20 protein-coding genes are annotated in these 17426 nt (G+C 70.3%); 7 read left to right on the top strand and 13 right to left on the bottom strand.

The window, feature by feature from the left end; genetic code table 11:
- Nucleotides 1–103 precede the first annotated feature (103 nt).
- The 6 genes from MFF40_RS09445 to MFF40_RS09420 all read right to left on the bottom strand — a co-directional run bounded on the left by MFF40_RS09445 (nt 104) and on the right by MFF40_RS09420 (nt 5721).
- Nucleotides 104–1333 carry a carbohydrate porin gene (locus MFF40_RS09445; protein ID WP_238260223.1) on the bottom strand — a complete coding sequence of 410 codons (1230 nt, stop codon included), beginning with the start codon at nt 1331–1333 and terminating at the stop codon, nt 104–106.
- Nucleotides 1334–1950: 617 nt separating this feature from the next.
- Nucleotides 1951–3234, bottom strand: a complete 1284-nt coding sequence (gene coaBC, locus MFF40_RS09440) for a bifunctional phosphopantothenoylcysteine decarboxylase/phosphopantothenate--cysteine ligase CoaBC (RefSeq protein ID WP_147896386.1) — start codon at nt 3232–3234, stop codon at nt 1951–1953.
- Nucleotides 3235–3283: 49 nt separating this feature from the next.
- The gene (locus MFF40_RS09435; protein WP_147896385.1) at nt 3284–4006 is read right to left on the bottom strand and encodes a di-trans,poly-cis-decaprenylcistransferase; all 723 of its coding nucleotides are present in this window, start codon (nt 4004–4006) and stop codon (nt 3284–3286) included.
- A gap of 77 nt (nt 4007–4083) precedes the next feature.
- Nucleotides 4084–4473: a transcriptional regulator gene (locus MFF40_RS09430; protein WP_147857943.1), complete on the bottom strand. Its 390-nt coding sequence runs from the start codon at nt 4471–4473 to the stop codon at nt 4084–4086.
- Nucleotides 4460–5077 (bottom strand): hypothetical protein, encoded by a 618-nt coding sequence (locus MFF40_RS09425; protein ID WP_147896384.1) that lies wholly within the window; start codon nt 5075–5077, stop codon nt 4460–4462. Before MFF40_RS09425 ends, MFF40_RS09430 begins: the two co-directional genes overlap by 14 nt.
- A gap of 158 nt (nt 5078–5235) precedes the next feature.
- Entirely contained in the window at nt 5236–5721 is a 486-nt protein-coding gene (locus MFF40_RS09420; RefSeq protein ID WP_147896383.1) for a VOC family protein, read from the bottom strand.
- An 81-nt stretch (nt 5722–5802) separates the two neighbouring features.
- Here MFF40_RS09420 and uvrB point away from each other — a divergent pair, with 81 nt between their 5' ends.
- Nucleotides 5803–8562 (top strand): excinuclease ABC subunit UvrB, encoded by a 2760-nt coding sequence (uvrB, locus tag MFF40_RS09415; protein ID WP_238260221.1) that lies wholly within the window; start codon nt 5803–5805, stop codon nt 8560–8562.
- Between the two features lie 11 nt (nt 8563–8573).
- On the opposite strand, the gene MFF40_RS09410 is transcribed toward uvrB, so the two are convergent.
- Complete coding sequence (locus tag MFF40_RS09410) at nt 8574–8792, bottom strand: hypothetical protein (protein ID WP_147855849.1); 219 nt, start codon at nt 8790–8792, stop codon at nt 8574–8576.
- Between the two features lie 140 nt (nt 8793–8932).
- On the opposite strand from MFF40_RS09410, the gene MFF40_RS09405 reads away from it, so the two are divergent.
- A complete protein-coding gene (locus MFF40_RS09405) occupies nt 8933–9466 on the top strand; it encodes an ankyrin repeat domain-containing protein (RefSeq protein WP_147855848.1) in 534 nt (177 codons plus the stop codon).
- A 60-nt stretch (nt 9467–9526) separates the two neighbouring features.
- Here MFF40_RS09405 and MFF40_RS09400 read toward each other — a convergent pair whose 3' ends face one another.
- The 3 genes from MFF40_RS09400 to MFF40_RS09390 are packed head-to-tail and all read right to left on the bottom strand — an operon-like array spanning nt 9527 to nt 10507.
- Nucleotides 9527–9991 carry a hypothetical protein gene (locus tag MFF40_RS09400; RefSeq protein WP_147855847.1) on the bottom strand — a complete coding sequence of 155 codons (465 nt, stop codon included), beginning with the start codon at nt 9989–9991 and terminating at the stop codon, nt 9527–9529.
- Nucleotides 9991–10287: a hypothetical protein gene (locus MFF40_RS09395; RefSeq protein ID WP_238260220.1), complete on the bottom strand. Its 297-nt coding sequence runs from the start codon at nt 10285–10287 to the stop codon at nt 9991–9993. Before MFF40_RS09395 ends, MFF40_RS09400 begins: the two co-directional genes overlap by 1 nt.
- Complete coding sequence (locus MFF40_RS09390) at nt 10274–10507, bottom strand: hypothetical protein (RefSeq protein WP_147855846.1); 234 nt, start codon at nt 10505–10507, stop codon at nt 10274–10276. The genes MFF40_RS09395 and MFF40_RS09390 overlap by 14 nt, the downstream gene beginning before the upstream one ends.
- Between MFF40_RS09390 and MFF40_RS09385 the strand changes: the two genes are divergently transcribed.
- The 3 genes from MFF40_RS09385 (at nt 10506) to MFF40_RS09375 (ending at nt 13199) form a co-directional block, all read left to right on the top strand.
- Complete coding sequence (locus tag MFF40_RS09385) at nt 10506–12254, top strand: pyrroloquinoline quinone-dependent dehydrogenase (RefSeq protein WP_147896381.1); 1749 nt, start codon at nt 10506–10508, stop codon at nt 12252–12254. The genes MFF40_RS09390 and MFF40_RS09385 overlap by 2 nt on opposite strands.
- Nucleotides 12255–12313: 59 nt before the next feature.
- Nucleotides 12314–12727 carry an acyl-CoA thioesterase gene (locus MFF40_RS09380; RefSeq protein WP_147896380.1) on the top strand — a complete coding sequence of 138 codons (414 nt, stop codon included), beginning with the start codon at nt 12314–12316 and terminating at the stop codon, nt 12725–12727.
- A gap of 217 nt (nt 12728–12944) precedes the next feature.
- Complete coding sequence (locus tag MFF40_RS09375; protein ID WP_147855089.1) at nt 12945–13199, top strand: hypothetical protein; 255 nt, start codon at nt 12945–12947, stop codon at nt 13197–13199.
- Nucleotides 13200–13221: 22 nt separating this feature from the next.
- On the opposite strand, the gene MFF40_RS09370 is transcribed toward MFF40_RS09375, so the two are convergent.
- On the bottom strand, nt 13222–13467 hold the full coding sequence (locus MFF40_RS09370) for a hypothetical protein (protein ID WP_147855090.1): 246 nt from the start codon (nt 13465–13467) through the stop codon (nt 13222–13224).
- A complete protein-coding gene (locus MFF40_RS28915) occupies nt 13464–14603 on the bottom strand; it encodes a helix-turn-helix domain-containing protein (RefSeq protein WP_308447702.1) in 1140 nt (379 codons plus the stop codon). The genes MFF40_RS09370 and MFF40_RS28915 overlap by 4 nt, the downstream gene beginning before the upstream one ends.
- A gap of 275 nt (nt 14604–14878) precedes the next feature.
- Here MFF40_RS28915 and MFF40_RS09360 point away from each other — a divergent pair, with 275 nt between their 5' ends.
- Together MFF40_RS09360 and MFF40_RS09355 are read left to right on the top strand one after the other, a co-directional pair.
- Nucleotides 14879–15592 (top strand): Crp/Fnr family transcriptional regulator, encoded by a 714-nt coding sequence (locus MFF40_RS09360; RefSeq protein ID WP_238260219.1) that lies wholly within the window; start codon nt 14879–14881, stop codon nt 15590–15592.
- Entirely contained in the window at nt 15592–15849 is a 258-nt protein-coding gene (locus MFF40_RS09355; RefSeq protein ID WP_238260218.1) for a DUF6894 family protein, read from the top strand. Before MFF40_RS09360 ends, MFF40_RS09355 begins: the two co-directional genes overlap by 1 nt.
- A 143-nt stretch (nt 15850–15992) precedes the next feature.
- On the opposite strand, the gene MFF40_RS09350 is transcribed toward MFF40_RS09355, so the two are convergent.
- Complete coding sequence (locus MFF40_RS09350) at nt 15993–17318, bottom strand: O-antigen ligase family protein (protein WP_238260217.1); 1326 nt, start codon at nt 17316–17318, stop codon at nt 15993–15995.
- Nucleotides 17319–17426 lie beyond the last annotated feature (108 nt).

Here is a 17426-nt window from a genome sequence, read left to right as displayed (position 1 = left end):
CGCGATCCTGCGGCCTCCACCCCCGGCCCCTCCCCACCGCGGGGGCGTTCAAGGCCTTCGTCGGCCCGGCCCGCCGTGCGACGGGAACCGGGCGGCGGGGCACTCAGAAGGTGATCAGCGAGGTCAGGCCGAACACCACGACGTCGGGCTTCTGCTCCGGCGTGGCCCGCCGGGTGATGTACTGGATGTTGGGTCGGACGACGACGTTGTCGGTCACCGCGATGCTGTAGAACGCCTCGACGAAGCGTTCCTGCCACGGCAGCCGCCGGCTGGTCCGGCCGACCAGGTTGCTCAGCGCGATGGCCTCGACCGCCCGGGGATTCGGGGTCGTCTGGCCGACGCCGAAGCCGATCCAGTCGTTGGGACGCTCCGCGCACCAGCCCTTGTAGACGAACCCGCCCGTCACCTGGGCCGAGTAGACCGAGGTGTCCCGGTCGCTGGCCACGGCCCGGACGAAGGCCGAGACGTTGCGGACGGTGTTGGCGGGATCCGGGCGGTAGACCTCCTGGACGCCGACGAAATACAGGCCGTCCCGGCCGTCGTGATGCAGCGGCTGTCCCCGGTACATGGGGAAGGGCAGGCGCCGGTCGTTCAGGTAGACGTCGTTGCCGCCGCTGGTCTCGTGCCAGCCGCCGACCTTGTAGCTGCCGGCGTAGCCCGCGCCGCCGACCTTCGGGAACCAGCCCGCCTCGGACAGGATCAGGGCGCCGGTGCCCTTGCTGAAGTTGAAGCTGAAGCCGTCGACGAGGTTGTCCGGATTGACCTGGTAGGCGCCGACCTGGACGTAGGCCGTGTCCGCCGTGCCGACCCGCAGGCGGGTCGCCCACTGGCTGACCGGATAGTTGTAGATGTAGTTGCCGGCGATCTTGCCGGTCGGGGCGCCGCACAGGGCGTTGAGCTGGAACTCGCAGGCGAAGCCGGCGAAGTCGTCGCTCGACGGCATCCGACCGATCTTCAGGTCCACCAACGGGCCGAACTTCTGATCGTACCAGAACTGGCTCAGTCGCCAGATGCGGCCGCGGCCGTAGATCTCCTCGACGCTGGTCTGGGTGCCGAGATGCGCGTCCTGGGTCAGGTCGCGGCCGTGCCTGTGGCTGAGCGTGACCACGCCCGACCCGCCTTCCAGGCCGAACATCTTCTCGAAGTCGAACAGGCCCTTGGCGACGAACTGGGCGGCACCGCGCGCCAGCGTGCGGTCCCCGCCGGCCGCGTTCGTGGCGCCCTCGTAGACGTAGCCCAGGTTGAGCAGGATCCCGTGTTCCCAGAGCCGGTCGCGGACGCCGCCGAGATTCCCGAGCAGGCCGAATTTCGGGCCGACGTTGCGCGGATCCACCGAGCCGACGGCGGGGCGGGTGTCCGGCGCGGGCGTCGACGGCCGATCCAGCGGGAGGCGCTGCGGCGCATTCGGATCCGGCAGGATCGTCGATTCTTCCGTATTTCGAGGCGCCGAAGGCTGTGCCTGCGCCGTTCCGACAAGAGGACCGGCCGCGATGACAAGCAGAGTGGCCGCCCATCCCGAAAGAAGTCTACGTTCCATGATCCATAACGCCCCCGAGCCGACAGTTTTCTGTTCGGCGCCATGGGGTTACAGCCTGGTAAAACCGCAGATTGCAAGCTTTTGAGGGCGACTTATCTTGGAACGTCAGAGACCTTGAATTCGCCAGCGAGACTTAGTTTGGATCATTTTGAAATGTCGAGCGGCGGATAATCGATTTTCAATACGCTTTCATCGATCGATACAGAGATCGAGGCGGCCGATAGAGCGACGGGCGGACAATCCCCGCCCAGCAAGGCCCACCGTGACCGCATTCGCATCGGTCTTCGTCCGCTGCGTCTTGCTCCGGCGCGGGCTTCGGGAAGCCCGCGCGGCGTCAAGACGGGCGAGGATTCGCCGCCACACCCGCGGCGAAATCGGCTTCGCGCGGCCGGTTCTGCGGGTCCGAGGCCGGCTCAGCGCGCCAGCAGGCCGGCCAGATGCGCGACGAGCCGGCGGGCGACCTCGTCCTTGCCGAGGCGCGGCCAGGTCTCCAGCGCGCCGTCGCGGTGGATCAGGTGGACCGTGTTGTCGGTCCCGCCCATGACGCCGCCCGCGGCCGAGACGTCGTTGGCGACGATCAGATCGCAGCCCTTCCGGACGATCTTGGCCCGGGCGTGGTCCAGCACCGTGTCGGTCTCGGCGGCGAAGCCGACCACCAGGGGGGGGCGCCCGGCCTCCAGACGCGCGACGGTGGCGAGGATATCGGGGTTCTCGACCAGCGGCATCGGCACCGGGCCGGCGCCGTCCTTCTTGATCTTCTTCGCGCCGGCCTCCGTCTCGGGGCGCCAGTCGGCCACCGCGGCCGCGAAGATCGCGATGTCGGCGGGCAGGGCGGCCTCGACCGCCGCGAGCATGTCCCGGGCGGTCTCGACCCGCACCACGGCGACGCCGGCGGGATCCGGGATCGAGACCGGCCCGGAGACCAGCGTCACGCGGGCGCCGGCCTGGGCGGCCGCGGCCGCGATCGCGTGGCCCTGGCGCCCGGAGGACCGGTTGGCGAGGTAGCGCACCGGATCGATCGGCTCGTGGGTCGGCCCGGAGGTCACCAGAACCCGCTTTCCGGCAAGGGGGCGGGCGGGCGCGCCCTGGCGGCCCGACAGGAAGCCGAGGCCCGGGGCCCCGGCGCCCGCCTCGCCCAGCATCCGCTCGACGGCGTCGGCGATCTCGTTGGGCTCGGCCATGCGGCCGGGGCCGGTCTCCGCCTCGGCCATCTTGCCGGCATTGGGCCCGACGAGGCGGATCCCGTCGCCCTCCAGGGTGGCGCGGTTGCGGCGGGTCGCCGGATGCGCCCACATCTGCACGTTCATGGCCGGCGCGATCAGGATCGGCAGGGTTGTGGCCAGCAGGATCGTGGTCGCGAGGTCGGCGGCGTGGCCGCCCGCCATCCGGGCCATCAGGTTGGCGGTGGCCGGCGCCACCACGACGGCATCCGCCTGTCGGGCCAGCTTGATGTGGCCGATATCGGCCTCCTCGGCCCGGTCGAACAGGTCGGTATGGGCCCGCTCGCCCGCGAGCGCCGCGGCGGCGAGCGGCGTCACGAATTCCTGCGCGCCCGCAGTCAGCACCGGGCAGACGCTGGCGCCCCGCTCGCGCAGGCGCCGGATCAGGTCGAGGGCCTTGTAGGCCGCGATGCCGCCGCCGATGACGAGGAGGACGCGGCGGTTGGCGAGCGTTTCAGTCGTGCGGGTCTCGGTCATGGCGAAAAGCCTCTGCCTGAGCCGGCGCGCCCGTCAAGCGGGCCGGGGGTCAGGCCGCCGCCGGAACCGCGGGCGCCTTCAGGCCGCCGAAGCGGCGATCCCGGCGGGCGAAGTCGGCGATCGCCGTGGCGAGGTCGTCGGGGCCGAAATCCGGCCACATCCGGTCGGTGAAGTGGAGTTCGGCATAGGCCGCCTCCCACAGCAGGAAATCCGACAGGCGCTGCTCGCCGCCGGTGCGGATCACGAGGTCCACGTCCACCGGCGAGCCGTGCATCTGCCCGGCCACCAGCGCGCCGAAACTCTCCCGGGAGGCGTCGCCGCCCTGGAGCGCCTGCGCCGCCGCGATGATCGCGTCCCGGGCGGAATAGTCGACGCAGATCCGCAGGTGCAGGCGGGTGCCGGCCGCCGTGGCCGCCTCGGCGGCCGCGATCGCCTCCGGGATGCCCCGGGGCAGGCGGTCGCGCCGGCCCACGACGCTGAGCCGGGTGCCGGTGCGGGCGAGCCGCTGGGTCTCGTTGCGCAGGTAGGAGCGCAGCAGCCGCATCAGGCCGCCGACCTCGTCGTCGGGGCGCTGCCAGTTGTCGGCCGAGAAGGCGTAGAGCGTGAGCGTGCCGATGCCGAGATCCGGGCAGGCCTCGGCGGTGCGCCGGATCGCCTCGACGCCGCGATGGTGGCCGGCCAGACGCGGCAGGCCGCGCTGCGTCGCCCAGCGCCCGTTGCCGTCCATGATGATCGCGGCGTGCAGCCCCCCCGGCCCCGCTTCGCTTTGCATCGTAAAGTCTCCCGGCATGGGCGTATCGCTGAGGTTTATTCGGTTTGCGTTGAGAGTCTCTGCGCGATCCGGCGTTCTCAGGCCGGTTTCGTGGCCGGATCGAGGCCGCGCACCCCGCCGTCCGGACTTCGCTCGGCCGCCGCCGCCGCGTCGCGCACCACCTGCTCGAGCACGCCGAGATAGAAGATGAAGCGCCGGCGCCCGGTCGGCGTCATCCGGCACACCGTCTGCGTCCGGTTGAGCGAAAACCCCTTTTCGAGGCTCACCAGGTCGGCCTCGCTGAGCACGGCCAGGTGGCGGCTCAGGTTGCCGTCGGTCAGCCCGCACAGGCGCTTGAGGTCGGGGAAGGGCAGGCCCTTGGGGTGGGCCACCAGGGAGGTGAGCACGCTGAGCCGCGCCCGCTCGTGGATGATCCGGTCCAGCCCCTCGTAGGAGAACCGTCCGTCGTCGCGGTCAGAGGTCATCATCGAAGGCCCGGGCGCCGCGATGGATGAGGCCGGCCAGCCAGATCTGGCCGACCACGAAGGGGAGCCCCATGGTCCAGGGCGACAGGGTGCGGGTCTCGGCCGCGATCGCCAGCGCGGCGAGGCCGGTGAGCAGGTACCAGGCGCCGACCCCCTGGACCGCCCGGGGCAGGATCCGCGCCGAGGCGAACAGGCCTAGCCCGACCAGCACCTGCCACAGGCCGGGCAGCATCCAGACCTCTTCCGGAGCGAAGCGGGCGATCACCAGGGCCAGGCACGCCCCGGTGCCGGCGGCCGGCATGAACACCTCGATGGCGTTCCACACCATCGCGTCGGCGAGGCCGGAATGGAGCCGGCGGCTGCGCCGGACCGCCTCGACCCCGATCAGGGCGAACGCCACCAGGGCGGCACCGATCCACAGGCCGAAGAACAGGGCCGGCCGGGCCGCGGGATCGCCGAGCCAGAGGGCTTGGCCCACCGCGCAGGCGAGCGACAGGCCGCCGGTCCCCGCCACGGTGGCCGCGCCCAGGCCGCGGAACGCGGTATCGCGGGCGATCTGCGACCGGATCGCGACGATGTCGGCCAGCGCCTTGTCCAGGTCCTGCATGAGCTTCAGCCCCCGCCCTGCATCATGCTTTGCACCGCAAAGTACCGGCGGGCTCCGGCCGCCGCAAGCCAATTCACCGGTCGATGGGACCGAATTTTCTCAGCATCGACCGTGCCGGTCCAGGCCAAAGCACGGTGAATTCTACCTAAGAGTTGTAATTATCCATTTTCGCGGCGAAGAGCGTCGAGATCGAGCGGGGCCGTGACCATCCGCAGGGCGCCGTCCGGATCGCGGGGCCACTCCGCCTCCGGCCGGTCCCGGTAGAGCTCGACGCCGTTGCCGTCCGGATCGCGCAGGTACAGGGCCTCGCTGACCCCGTGGTCGCTGGCGCCGTCGAGGGGGATGCCGGCCGCCTCGACCCGGCGCAGGGCATCCGCCAGGGCGGCCCGGGTCGGGTAGAGCAGGGCGAGGTGGTACAGGCCGGTGGTCCCCGGCGCGGGCGGCGGACCGCCGAGGCTCTCCCAGGTGTTGAGGCCGATATGGTGGTGGTAGCCCCCGGCCGCGACGAAGGCGGCGCGCTCGCCGTAGCGCTGGGTCAGGCCGAGGCCGAGGATTCCGCAATAGAAGCCCAGCGCCCGGTCGAGGTCGGCCACCTTGAGGTGGACGTGCCCGATGCGGGTCTCGGGATGGATCGGTGCGGTCATCGGCGGGCTCCCCCGTGAAAGCTTGAAAACTCCGCAGCCCCGAGGGTTTCTCGCGGCGCGTGCGGGGCCCATATTGGTGCCATGCCTGCTCCGAAGAACACGCCCGCTCCGAAGAAGCCGCGCGCCGTATCCGTCTCGGCCTCGTCGGCCAAGGCGTCGAAGCCCGAGCTGAAACCGCTCGACACCTACCTGGCGGAACTGCTCAACCCGGCGCTGAACCGCAACCGGCCGCCGCCGATCGCGCCGGAACCGGAGAAGCCGCGTCCGGGCAAGCCCAAGGGACGGCCCGCCAAGGAGCCGGTCGGCAAGGCGGCCAGCCGCAAGGTCGAGATCGCCCGAGACGGCTTCGCCGAGGCGCCGCAATCCGGCTACGCCCTCGGCGACGCGGCCGAGGTCGATCCGCGCCTCGCCCAGGCCCTCGGGCTGACCCCGCCCGAGGACGGGCCCGCGCCCGAGGGCGCCGACCTGGCGGATCCGGGCGGCGACGGCGGCGCCTCCGCGACCGTGACGGCGCTGGAGCGGCTGCTGATCGAGGGCAACCCGCTGTTCAAGGACGGCCAGACCTGGGTGCCGCACCGGCCGGACCGGCCGCAGAAATCCGAGGGCGGCCTCCGGTTCACGCTGAAATCCGAGTTCGAGCCGGCCGGCGACCAGCCCACCGCCATCGCCGAACTGGTCGGCGGGATCAGCGCGATGGAGCGCGACCAGGTCCTGCTCGGGGTCACCGGCTCGGGCAAGACCTTCACGATGGCCAAGATCATCGAGCAGACCCAGCGCCCGGCGCTGATCCTCGCCCCGAACAAGACCCTGGCGGCGCAGCTCTACGGCGAATTCAAGTCGTTCTTCCCGGACAACGCCGTCGAGTATTTCGTCTCCTATTACGACTACTACCAGCCCGAGGCCTACGTCCCGCGCTCAGACACGTTCATCGAGAAGGAATCGTCGATCAACGAGCAGATCGACCGGATGCGCCACTCGGCCACCCGCGCCCTGCTGGAGCGGGACGACGTGATCATCGTCGCCTCGGTGTCGTGCATCTACGGCATCGGCTCGGTCGAGACCTACACGGCGATGTCGTTCACGGTGACGCTCGGCGAGAAGATCGAGCAGCGCCAACTCGTGGCCGACCTCGTGGCCCTCCAGTACAAGCGGATCCAGGCGGATTTCGCCCGCGGCACCTTCCGGGTGCGGGGCGATTCCATCGAGCTGTGGCCGGCCCACCTTGAGGATCGCGGCTGGCGGATCGGCATGTTCGGCGACGTGATCGAGTCGATCGTCGAGTTCGACCCGCTCACGGGCAAGAAGATCGCCGAGCTGAAATTCGTGAAGGTCTACGCCAACTCCCACTACGTCACGCCGCGGCCGACGCTGCAGCAGGCGATCAAGGGCATCAAGAACGAGCTGAACGGCCGGATCGAGGAATTGACGAAGATGGGCCGGCTGATCGAGGCCCAGCGCATCGACCAGCGCTGCACCTTCGACATCGAGATGATCGAGGCCACCGGCGCCTGCAACGGCATCGAGAACTATTCCCGCTACCTCACCGGCCGCCGCCCCGGCGAGCCGCCGCCGACCCTTTTCGAGTACCTGCCCGACAACGCCCTGGTGTTCACGGACGAGAGCCACGTCACGGTGCCGCAGATCGGCGGCATGTACCGGGGCGACTTCCGCCGCAAGGCGACCCTGGCCGAGTACGGCTTCCGCCTGCCGTCCTGCCTGGACAACCGGCCGCTGCGCTTCGAGGAATGGGACGCGATGCGGCCCCAGACGGTCCACGTCTCGGCCACGCCCGGCAAATGGGAGATGGAGCGCACCGGCGGCGTCTTCGCCGAGCAGGTGATCCGCCCGACCGGCCTGGTCGACCCGGTGATCGAGATCCGCCCGGCGCGGGCTCAGGTCGACGACCTGCTGGGTGAGGTCAAGGCGGTCGCCTTGGCCGGCTACCGGACCCTCGTGACCACGCTGACCAAGCGCATGGCCGAGGACCTCACCGAGTACCTCCACGAGAACGGCGTGCGCGTGCGCTACATGCACTCCGACATCGACACCCTCGAGCGCATCGAGATCATCCGCGACCTGCGGCTCGGCGCCTTCGACGTGCTGATCGGCATCAACCTGCTGCGCGAGGGTCTCGACATCCCGGAATGCGCCCTGGTGGCGATCCTCGACGCCGACAAGGAGGGGTTCCTGCGCTCGGAGACCTCCCTGGTCCAGACCATCGGCCGGGCGGCCCGGAACGCCGACGCGCGCTGCATCCTGTACGCCGATTCCATCACCGGCTCGATGGAGCGGGCGATGGCCGAGACCGAGCGGCGTCGCACCAAGCAGCTCGCCTACAACGAGGAGCACGGCATCACGCCCCAGAGCGTGAAGCGCGGGATCAGCGACATCCTCAACAGCGTCTACGAGCGCGACCACGTCCAGGTCGATACCGGCCTGGCCAAGGACGCGATCACGGTGGGCCACAACCTCAAGGCGGTGCTGGCCGACCTGGAGAAGCGGATGCGGACGGCCGCCGCCGATCTTGACTTCGAGGAGGCCGCGCGCCTGCGCGACGAACTCAAGCGCCTCCAGGCCACGGAGCTGCTGGTCTCGGACGACCCGATGGCCCGGCAGGGCGACGTCGAGCGCGAGGCCGGCAAGTACGGCCGCAAGGCGCCGCGCGGCGCCGGGGCGACCCGGATCTCGAAGCCGGAACTCGACAACATGGGCCCGGGCACCGACCGCGAGATGCCGGCGAACGCGGTGGCCTGGCAGGAGCGGCCCAAGCCGCGCTCGACGCAGGGCCTCGGCGGCCAGAAGCCGAAATACAAGGGCGGGGGCGGCCGCAAGCGCGACTGACCGTGCGGACTTCAGGCGGCCCGGTCGTCCCAACCGGCATAGCGGCTCGCCACCGCCTCGCCCTCGTCCACCAGCGCCTCGGCGATCCGGAGCGCCAGGGCGTCGCAGGCCTCGTCGTAGGCATGGGGATCCGCCTGCACGGCCGCCCGCGTCACCGCACCGACCCGGTCGCGGACGATGTCGCGGGCGATGCGCAACGCATCGGCGAAGGGCTCATAGGGGCGCGGCATGCTCGCTCCGGCGACGGATCGGGCCATCACGGCCCGGGTGGCGGCTGCAACGAGCATCCGGGGGAAAACGTTCCCGTGGGGTGCCGGACGGAGATGGGTCCCATCCCAGATCCGCCGGTGAGTGAAGCAGGCGAGCGACGATGAATTCCGAGACGAACACGCCCCCGGCCCTCGACGACGCGACCCTGGCCTTCGCGGGCCGGGTCTTCCAGTTCGCCCGGATGGGCCATGCCGACGAGCTGGCGGAGCTGTTCGGGCAGGGGCTGCCGGCGAACCTGCGCAACGACAAGGGCGACAGCCTGCTGATGCTCGCGGCCTATAACGGCCAGGCGGACGCCACCCGGGTGATCCTGGAGGCCGGCGGCGACCCGGAACTCGCCAACGATCGCGGCCAGACGCCTCTGGCCGGCGCGGCGTTCAAGAACGACATCGCCATCGCCCGGCTGCTGCTCCAGCACGGCGCCGCCGTGGACGGCACCGGCACCGGCAGCCGGACCGCCCTGATGACCGCGGCGATGTTCGACCGCACCGAGATGGTGGCGCTGCTGCTGGAGCACGGCGCCGACCCGGACTTTCGCGATGCCGCCGGCCAGAGCGCCGCCGACATGGCCCGGGCCATGGGCGCCCAGGCGACCCCGGGCCAGCTCGACGCGGCGGCACGGAAGGCGGGGTGAGGGATCTTTCGACGAAGGGGGCTGGATACGGAGAGCAATGCCAATCTTTTGCCCTCGCGATCACGACATCCTCTGCTTCAGCAAAAGTTGGACGGCGAACGCAATGCGATCCTTGGAGGCGGTCGCTTCCAGTTTCGCGATACCGTCCTCGGCCTGCGCGATCGCCGTCAAGGCATCGGCACGGGTCACACGGTGTGTGGGATCGTAGTCGGCGCTATGCCGCTGCACCTGAAGACCCTGGAAGACATCGCCAACCCGGATCAGGTCATTGGGAAAACCAAAACTGCGCAATTGTTTGCATGCGCTTCTGGCATCTCCGTGATTCAACGCGCGATACGTATGGCGCCACGCTTTGTCTGGCCGGTCCCGCCCCGTTCCGGCCAGTCTGTCCGCACAATCCCGCGCGAGCGCATGGAAGAGCGCGTAATAGGCGGTACTGATCGCCCGCTTCAGATCCGATTGCCGCGGCCTGCCGACACTGGCCTTCGCGAGCCGTCGTGCCGTTCCGAGAAGCTCCCGGCTCATTAGCGGGGACGCGGGCTCGGGGTCGCTTCCGGAACCATGTGCCGTAAATAGGCGAATCGCGGTTCCCGCAACTCGAACAGCCTGTCGTTCAGCTTCGTAAGCGTCTCGGATGCGATTCGAGGGTCAGGCTCGGACGCGGAATCGTTATAGTGGACCCTGACCTGGATGATCGGATCTCCACCCGCATCCTCATCCGCGATCGCCTCGACATCACGCACTCCGAAGCGACCGAGCTGCGCGCGCACGATCGCATCGATGGCCTCATGTAAGGCAGGGGTGATCTCAACGCCCATCATGATCGCAGGATAGCATACGGGCCGATGGCGAACCATCGGAAGGCGGGCGACTTTGATCCGTGTCGCAGGGGAACCCTTCTTCGAAGATCTGCCTGGACACAGGCGTTCCGGCAATGATTGGTTCTTGCCTGCGCAGCCCGAGCCAGAAGATCATCAAAGCGGCCACGGCGCCTTCAAAATCAGAACAGACATCGATCGAAGGAAACGCCGTGCCGCCCATGACCGCACTTCGCCCCGCGCTGATCGCCGTCGCGATCCTCCTGCCCGCCGCCGCCCGCGCCGCCGAGACCCCCTGGCCGGCCTTCGGGCACGACCACAGCAACCGCAATTTCTCCGACCTCACCCAGATCGACCGCGCCAGCGTCGCGCGGCTGCGGCCGGCCTGGATCTTCCAGACCGGGGTGACCGGCTATTACCAGGCCCAGCCGGTGATGGTCGACGGCGCGCTCTACACGTCCACGACCCAGAACAACGTCGCGGCGCTCGATGCCCGCACCGGCCGGCCGCTCTGGACCTACACGCACAAGCCCCGCACGGAAAAGATCTTCGGGCCGCCCTCGAACCGCGGGGTCGCGGTCTCGGACGGCCTCGTGTTCGAGGCGACCATGGACGGGCGGCTGATCGCGCTCGACGCCAAGACCGGCCGGGTGGTGTGGGACAAGGAGGCGGTGCGCCCGGAGGAGGGCGAGAGCGAGACCGCCTCGGATCTCGCGGGCAAGCTCGGCGGCAAGCCGGTGCAGGGCTCGAGCCGGCTCGGGTTCAAGATGCCGCCGCTGGTGGCCGAGGGGCTGGTGATCGTGGGCGTCACGGGGGCGGGCTACGGCCTGCATCTGGAGGACGCGGCCGGCGGGCTCGACGGCGGCGCCGTGGTCGGGATCGAGGGCGGTTACGGACGGCGCGGCTGGCTCGCGGCCTACGACGCCAGGACCGGCGCCGAGCGCTGGCGCTGGTACGTCACCCCGTCCGAGGGCTGGGAGGGCGGCTTCGTCGGCCAGACGGTGGACGGCGTGCCGCTCCAACGCGACATCGCCGCCGAGAAGGCGGCGGCCCCGGCCAACCGCGAGGCCTGGCGGGTCGGCGGCGGCTCGCTCTGGATGACCCCGGCCTACGACCCGGATCTCGGCCTGATCTTCCTCGGCACCGGCAACCCGGCGCCGCAGAATTTCGGCGCGTCGCGGCCGGGGGACAACCTCTACACGATGTGCCTCGTGGCCCTCGACGTCCGCACCGGGCAGCTGCGCTGGTACTCGCAGCAGGTGCCGCACGACGAGTGGGGCTACGACGTCGCAGCGCCGCCGTTCCTGCTCGACGGGCCGAACGGCACCAAGGCCGTGGCCTCGGCCAGCAAGACCGGCTGGATCTACGTCCACGATCGCGCCACCGGAAAGCTGCTCGAACGCTCGGCCCCGCTGATCGAGCAAAAAAACCTGTTCGCGCCGCCGACCCCGCAGGGCACCGTGGTGGCGCCGGGGCCGCTCGGGGCCGTGTCGTGGCCGCCCACCGCCTATGACGGGCGCCGCGCCTACGTGCAGGTCCGCCACGGGGCCACGACCTACACGATCAAGACCGTGCCGGCCTCCGGCGACCGGCCGGAGATCCGCTACACCGAGACCAGCGAGGCGAAGGGCGAGCCGTCCTTCAGCACGCTGACCGCCGTGGACCTCGCAGACGGCGGCACGATCGCCTGGACCCTGCGGTCCGACAGCCGGCTCTCCGGGGGGACGCTCGCCACCGCGGGCGGCCTGGTCTTCTCCGGCGCGGAGGACGGACATCTCGAGGCCCACGATGCGCGCGACGGCACGCTGCTCTGGCGGTTCCAATGCGGCGCGGGCATCAGCGGCCCGGCCATGACCTACGCGCTGGACGGCAAGCAGTACCTCGCGGTGGCGGCCGGCGGCGCGTCCTTCACCAAGGCGGCCGGGTTCGGCACCGGCGACGCACTGCTGGTCTTCGCGCTCCCCGATTGACGCGCGCCGAGCTTGACTGGAGGAGTTCCAACCTTTGGCGGCGGGGATTCGTCCGGACGATGACGCAGGAGCAGGGCAGGGACGGCGCGGATGGCCAGCCGAGCCATCGCGGCGCGCCGGTGATCCGCACCATCGCGATGCCGGCCGACACCAACCCGGCGGGCGACATCTTCGGCGGCTGGCTGATGGCGCAGATGGATCTGGCGGCCGGCAGCGTCGCGGCCCGGCGCTCGCGCGGGCGCTGCGCCACCATCGCGGTCGACGCGATCACCTTCCACCACCCGGTCTTCGTCGGCGACGAGGTCAGCCTCTACGCCTGGCTGATCACGGTCGGGCGCTCGTCCCTGCGGATCCAGGTCGAGGTCTGGCGCCGGGAGCGGGCGAGCGAGACCACCATGAAGGTCACGGAGGCGACCTTCACCTTCGTGGCAATCGGCGACGACCGCCGCCCGCGCCCGGTGCCGGAGGCGTAGGCCGGGCCTGGCAACCCCGACGCCGGGCCCGGTGGGCGCGGCGCATGGACGGCACTGTCGCACCGGGCGGGTGACGCAACCCAGGTGATTTCGTCGCCGCCGCTCCTGCGCCAAATCGGGCGCGCCGGATCCTCTCCGGTCGGTCCCGTCGATCATGGTCTTCCGCCCCCTCGGTCCATGGTCAACGGGGCCGCCCTCCCGGAACGGAGCACGCTGGATGACGGATGGGTCTTCGAAGGATCCGGACTTCTGGGACGGCCTGGCCGTGCATGTCGCCACGAAGGTCGAACCCGTCCTGCGGCAGGGGCCGCGGGCGCGCGAGCCGGTGATCGCCTACCTGCGGGACCTGGAGGCGGTGGCCCGGCAGGAATGCGACAGCCGGGGCGTGATCCAGATCCTCGCCTCCGCGCGGCGCGTCCTCGGGGATCGGGACCAGATCGAACCGGCCAACGGCCCGTTCTCGCGGACCTGATCATGCGTTGCGGCGGGCGGCATCAGCGCACCCGTTCCAGCTGCCGCGTGATCCAGTCCTGCGCCTCGTCGAGGTCGGAGAACGTCGGCCGGTTCGCGGTGTCGACCCGGCCGAAGCCGGCCTCCAGGAACCACATCCCGGCCATGTCCTGGTGGAATCCCGAGAGCTTCACCAGCACCGCCGCGAGGAACCCATCGGCGAAGACCAGCTGACCCTCGGTGTCGTAGCTGCCCGTCGCGACTTGGATGGGTTGCAGGCGCAGAGTCATGCCGCCGCTTGGTCTCCAAGGTGCAGGTAATTCGGCCGGAACTCCGCCAGCGCCCGCAGGCGGGGCAAGTCGAGGATCGTGAGCCGTCTCGTCCTCAGTTCAATCAGCCCCTGTCGCCGGAGTTCCCCGAGCGTGCGGTTCACGTGGACGGGCGTGAGCCCGGCGGTGTCGGCGAGGTCCAGCTGGGTGAGCGGCAGTTCGTAGCTGTCGCCCGGCGCCAACCCGACCGCGCGCAGGCGCAGCAGCAACTCGCAGAGCAGGTGTGCCAGCCGCTCTAGGGCAGAACGGCGGCCGACGTTGACCAGCCACTCGCGCAGGGTCGCCTCGTCGACGAGCTGGGCCTTGCGCAGCCCGCGCGCGATCTGCGGATGGTTCGCCAGGAGGTCGGCCACCGTCTCGGGCGCCAGGCGCACGACCTCGCAGGCCGACAGGGCCGTGATGGTATGGTCCATCGCACTCAGCAGGGCGACGTCGAGGTCGCATAGGTCGCCCGGCACCAGGTACGCCATGATCTGCCGGGCGCCGCTCACCCGCAGCTTGTGCCGGGCCGCCACGCCGTTCATCACCAGGTACACGCCGTCGGGGCGGTCGCCCTCGCGCGCCAGGTCGGTGCCGGGGGCGACCCGGCGCGGCTCGGCACTGATCCGCGCCAGCGTGACCCGGTCCGCGTACGACAGGGACGTGAAGCCGCTCAGCTTGCGGATCAGCGGATTGTCCGCGGTGCCGGAGGGCCGGAGGCGCGGGACCGGGGCGGCTCTCGCGAGCACCGACGCCGACAGCAGCTCACGGAGCGCGGCCAAGACGTCGAAGGACAAGGCCGGCTTGAGGAGCCAGGGCACGCCCGCGAGGTCGGGCGTCAGATGCCGGTCCTGACCCGCCTCCAGGTGGACGAGGATCGGCACGTCGAGCCGGCGCAGGGTGTGCGAGAGCTCGATGAAGCTGCCGTCCTTCAGGGATCCGTCGACGAACGCCAGGTCGGGCTTCCGCTGCACCAGCAGGCTCAGCGCCTCGGCCGTGGTCCTGGCCGGCCCGAGCACGCGGTAGCCGGCCCTCTCCAGGGCGTCGCTCAGGTCCATGCCGATGACGGCGTCGCTCTCGGCGAGCAGGATGGCACGCTGTTGTCCCATCTGTGGCATGCAACGCTCCCGCCGGTCGAGCCGTCCGTTCATTCGGCTCACGCATGGATGGATAACGCAAGCTGTAAACCGACGATCCATCGTCGTGGAAGATGCATCCGGACGTCGGTATGGTATCCGACCATGCGGAATACTGCGTTTCCCGCTAACATAGGTTTGAGTTCGCGGGTTGATACCGCCGAGTCGACTGGATTATGAGAGTGTCGCCTGTCGGATGATCCGGGCGCAGGCGCTTGAGAGACGGCGTGTGCTCTTGCCGCGACGGGAGCGGAAGCGTGCCCCAGCCTGAGCAATCCAGTCTCCACAACCGTCTTTTGAAGGCGCTGGCACCGAACGACTTCGCTCTGCTTCAACCGCACCTGCAGCCCGTGACCACGGTCCTGCACCAGCCGCTCATCGAGGCCGACGCGCCGATCCGGCAGCTGTACTTCCCCGAGGTCGGCTTCGGCTCGATCGTCACCCACGGCGCGGGCAGGAAGGTCGAGGTCGGCATCGTCGGACGCGAGGGGCTGGGGGGCGCCTCGCCGATCCTGCTGGGCACCGATCGCACGCCGCACGAGCACTTCGTCCAGAACGCCGGCACGATGCTGGTCATCGACACGGAGGCGCTGTACGCGGCCGTCGCCGAGAGCCCGCGCCTGCACACGATGCTCCTGCGCTCGATCCAGGTACAGATCCTCCAGACCGCGCAGACCGCCTTCGCGAACGCGAGCTACACGGTCGACATCCGCCTCGCCCGCTGGCTGCTGATGTGCCACGACCGGCTCGACGGGGACGACCTCCTCCTCACGCACGAGTTCCTGTCGATGATGCTGGGCGTGCAGCGCTCCAGCACGACCCTGGCCATCCAGGCGCTGGAGGGGCATCGCCTGATCCGGGCCCGGCGCGGCCGCATCACGATCCTGGAGCGGGCGGCCCTGGAGGCGGTGGCCGACGACAGCTACGGCCTGCCCGAGCGTGAGTTCGCCCGGCTGATCGAGGGGGCGTGATGCCGCGCTACTTCTTCAACGTCCGTCATCGTCCCGGCCCCGCGGGCCTGGCCGTGGATCCGGAAGGCGAGGACTGCGCGGACCTGGGCGCGGCGCGCGAGAACGCCCTGTCTCAGGCGCGCGGGATGATCGCGCGGGAGCGCCACACCTTCATCCGCGACTGGATGGAATGCGCCTTCGAGATCGGTGACGAGGCGGGCGAATTGGTGCTCACGGTGCCGTTCCGCGACACCGTCCCCGACGAGGAGCCGGGCTGAGGGCGCTTGTGTCGGACGCCCGCCTCGGGCTGGGACGTCGATGGTGAGACAGCGGATCGCGCACCGCAGCTTCTTCCCGCCTGCCGTACGACCCCGGATGGGGCGGCGACTTCGGCCCGTCACCCTGATGCGAACGACCCTGTTCACCCCGCCGCCAAGGCGTAGCGCGTCCGCAGCCGCAGGCCGAACACCGCCATCATGAACATGCAGCAGGTGGCGTTGTTGCCGTTGTACAGCACGGTCTCGAACGAGGCCGAGACGAGGCCCAGGAACCACAGGCGCAGGAACAGCAGCGTCTCGGCATCGAGGCCGCGCCCCCCGGCGACGCGCTGCAGGTCGCGGACCGGCGCCAGCACGAACGCCACCACGGTGAGCGCCAGGAACGGGAATCCGCCGATCAGCGCCGTGTCGAGGTAGGCGTTGTGCGAGTGGTTGGCGGTGTTGACCCAGGTCAGCTCCTCGGAGCCGCCATACATGGTCCGCTCGGTCATCCAGAACGCGCCGATGCCCCAGCCCCGCCAGGGGCGGACCATGATGTTGTCCAGGGCGAACTGCCAGATCTCGCTGCGCCCCGTGAAGGTGACGTCGGTCAGGAGCGTGCCGACCGCGTCCTGGATCGCCGGGACCAGGATCGAGCCGATCGAGACCAGCGAGAACCCGGCGATCGGCCCGAGCAGCAGCAGCGCCCGCAGGCCCCGCCCGGTCAGGATCCGGCACAGGCCGGTGACCGCCAGGATAACCGGCAGCAGCAGGATCGCGGTCTTGGAGCCGCTGGCCACCAGGAAGCCGAGGGCCAGGAGCACGATGATCCAGCCGAGCACCCGACTCGCGGCCGCGGCGACGTAGAGCCCGACGATCACCAGGATCACCATGGCCGCCCCGGCCTCGTTCTTCTGCGGGAAGATGCCCCGCCACAGGCCCGGATGGCTCGGATCGGAATTCACGTCGAAGGCCGAGTGGATCGCGAGATCCGGCACCAGGGCCACCGCCAGGTACGAGGCGACCAGGATCACCAGCGCGGACCAGGCCATGGTCAGGGCCAGTTGCCGCGGCGAGCGCGCGACCAAGAGCACGCCCGCCGACAGCATCGTGGCGATGCCGAGCAGGGCGAGCCGGCGCAGCGACAGGCTCGGCTCCACCGACAGGAGCGCGGTGAGCCCGAGCCAGGCGCCGCACAGCATCAGCGGCCAGGTCGCGAGCGGCCGCAGGTGGCGGAACCCGATCCGGTGGAGCGCCGCCGCCATGCCGAGGCCCGCCGCCAGGAACAGCACCTGGGTCAGCAGGCTGCCATCCTCGGAGGCCGCCAGCGAAGACCGGTCGGACAGGTCCTTGAGCCAGTCGTGGTTCCACAGCAGGACGAACACCGCCCCGTTCAGGAGCACGCGCACGACATCCGGCAGGTCGCGCCCGGCCACGCCGTCCTGGGCCGTCCCGGCCGGGATCCCGATCGCCGCGTCCGCCGAAGCCATGCCGTTCCACTCAGGGGCCGCGGGATGCGGCGCGCATCCATTGTAGCGGGTGCGGAGGCCGAGGCGATGGGGCGACCAGCCGTTGCAGCGGAAGATCTGGCGATAACC

The sequence above is a fragment of the Methylobacterium mesophilicum genome (genome assembly GCF_022179445.1).
Taxonomy (GTDB): Bacteria; Pseudomonadota; Alphaproteobacteria; order Rhizobiales; family Beijerinckiaceae; genus Methylobacterium; species Methylobacterium mesophilicum.
Note: the sequence above shows the minus strand (reverse complement) of the source record. Positions and strands in the feature narration are given on the sequence as shown.

Excerpts from the sequence above, each read along its gene's own strand:
- coaBC (WP_147896386.1), bottom strand. The coding sequence starts at position 3,234 with ATGACCGAGACCCGCACGACTGAAACGCTCGCCAACCGCCGCGTCCTC.
- MFF40_RS09435 (WP_147896385.1), bottom strand. The coding sequence starts at position 4,006 with ATGCAAAGCGAAGCGGGGCCGGGGGGGCTGCACGCCGCGATCATCATG.
- MFF40_RS09430 (WP_147857943.1), bottom strand. The coding sequence starts at position 4,473 with ATGATGACCTCTGACCGCGACGACGGACGGTTCTCCTACGAGGGGCTG.
- MFF40_RS09425 (WP_147896384.1), bottom strand. The coding sequence starts at position 5,077 with ATGCAGGACCTGGACAAGGCGCTGGCCGACATCGTCGCGATCCGGTCG.
- MFF40_RS09420 (WP_147896383.1), bottom strand. The coding sequence starts at position 5,721 with ATGACCGCACCGATCCATCCCGAGACCCGCATCGGGCACGTCCACCTC.
- uvrB (WP_238260221.1), top strand. The coding sequence starts at position 5,803 with ATGCCTGCTCCGAAGAACACGCCCGCTCCGAAGAAGCCGCGCGCCGTA.
- MFF40_RS09410 (WP_147855849.1), bottom strand. The coding sequence starts at position 8,792 with ATGCCGCGCCCCTATGAGCCCTTCGCCGATGCGTTGCGCATCGCCCGC.
- MFF40_RS09405 (WP_147855848.1), top strand. The coding sequence starts at position 8,933 with ATGAATTCCGAGACGAACACGCCCCCGGCCCTCGACGACGCGACCCTG.
- MFF40_RS09400 (WP_147855847.1), bottom strand. The coding sequence starts at position 9,991 with ATGAGCCGGGAGCTTCTCGGAACGGCACGACGGCTCGCGAAGGCCAGT.
- MFF40_RS09395 (WP_238260220.1), bottom strand. The coding sequence starts at position 10,287 with ATGATGGGCGTTGAGATCACCCCTGCCTTACATGAGGCCATCGATGCG.
- MFF40_RS09385 (WP_147896381.1), top strand. The coding sequence starts at position 10,506 with ATGACCGCACTTCGCCCCGCGCTGATCGCCGTCGCGATCCTCCTGCCC.
- MFF40_RS09390 (WP_147855846.1), bottom strand. The coding sequence starts at position 10,507 with ATGGGCGGCACGGCGTTTCCTTCGATCGATGTCTGTTCTGATTTTGAA.
- MFF40_RS09380 (WP_147896380.1), top strand. The coding sequence starts at position 12,314 with ATGACGCAGGAGCAGGGCAGGGACGGCGCGGATGGCCAGCCGAGCCAT.
- MFF40_RS09375 (WP_147855089.1), top strand. The coding sequence starts at position 12,945 with ATGACGGATGGGTCTTCGAAGGATCCGGACTTCTGGGACGGCCTGGCC.
- MFF40_RS09370 (WP_147855090.1), bottom strand. The coding sequence starts at position 13,467 with ATGACTCTGCGCCTGCAACCCATCCAAGTCGCGACGGGCAGCTACGAC.
- MFF40_RS28915 (WP_308447702.1), bottom strand. The coding sequence starts at position 14,603 with ATGCCACAGATGGGACAACAGCGTGCCATCCTGCTCGCCGAGAGCGAC.
- MFF40_RS09355 (WP_238260218.1), top strand. The coding sequence starts at position 15,592 with ATGCCGCGCTACTTCTTCAACGTCCGTCATCGTCCCGGCCCCGCGGGC.
- MFF40_RS09350 (WP_238260217.1), bottom strand. The coding sequence starts at position 17,318 with ATGGCTTCGGCGGACGCGGCGATCGGGATCCCGGCCGGGACGGCCCAG.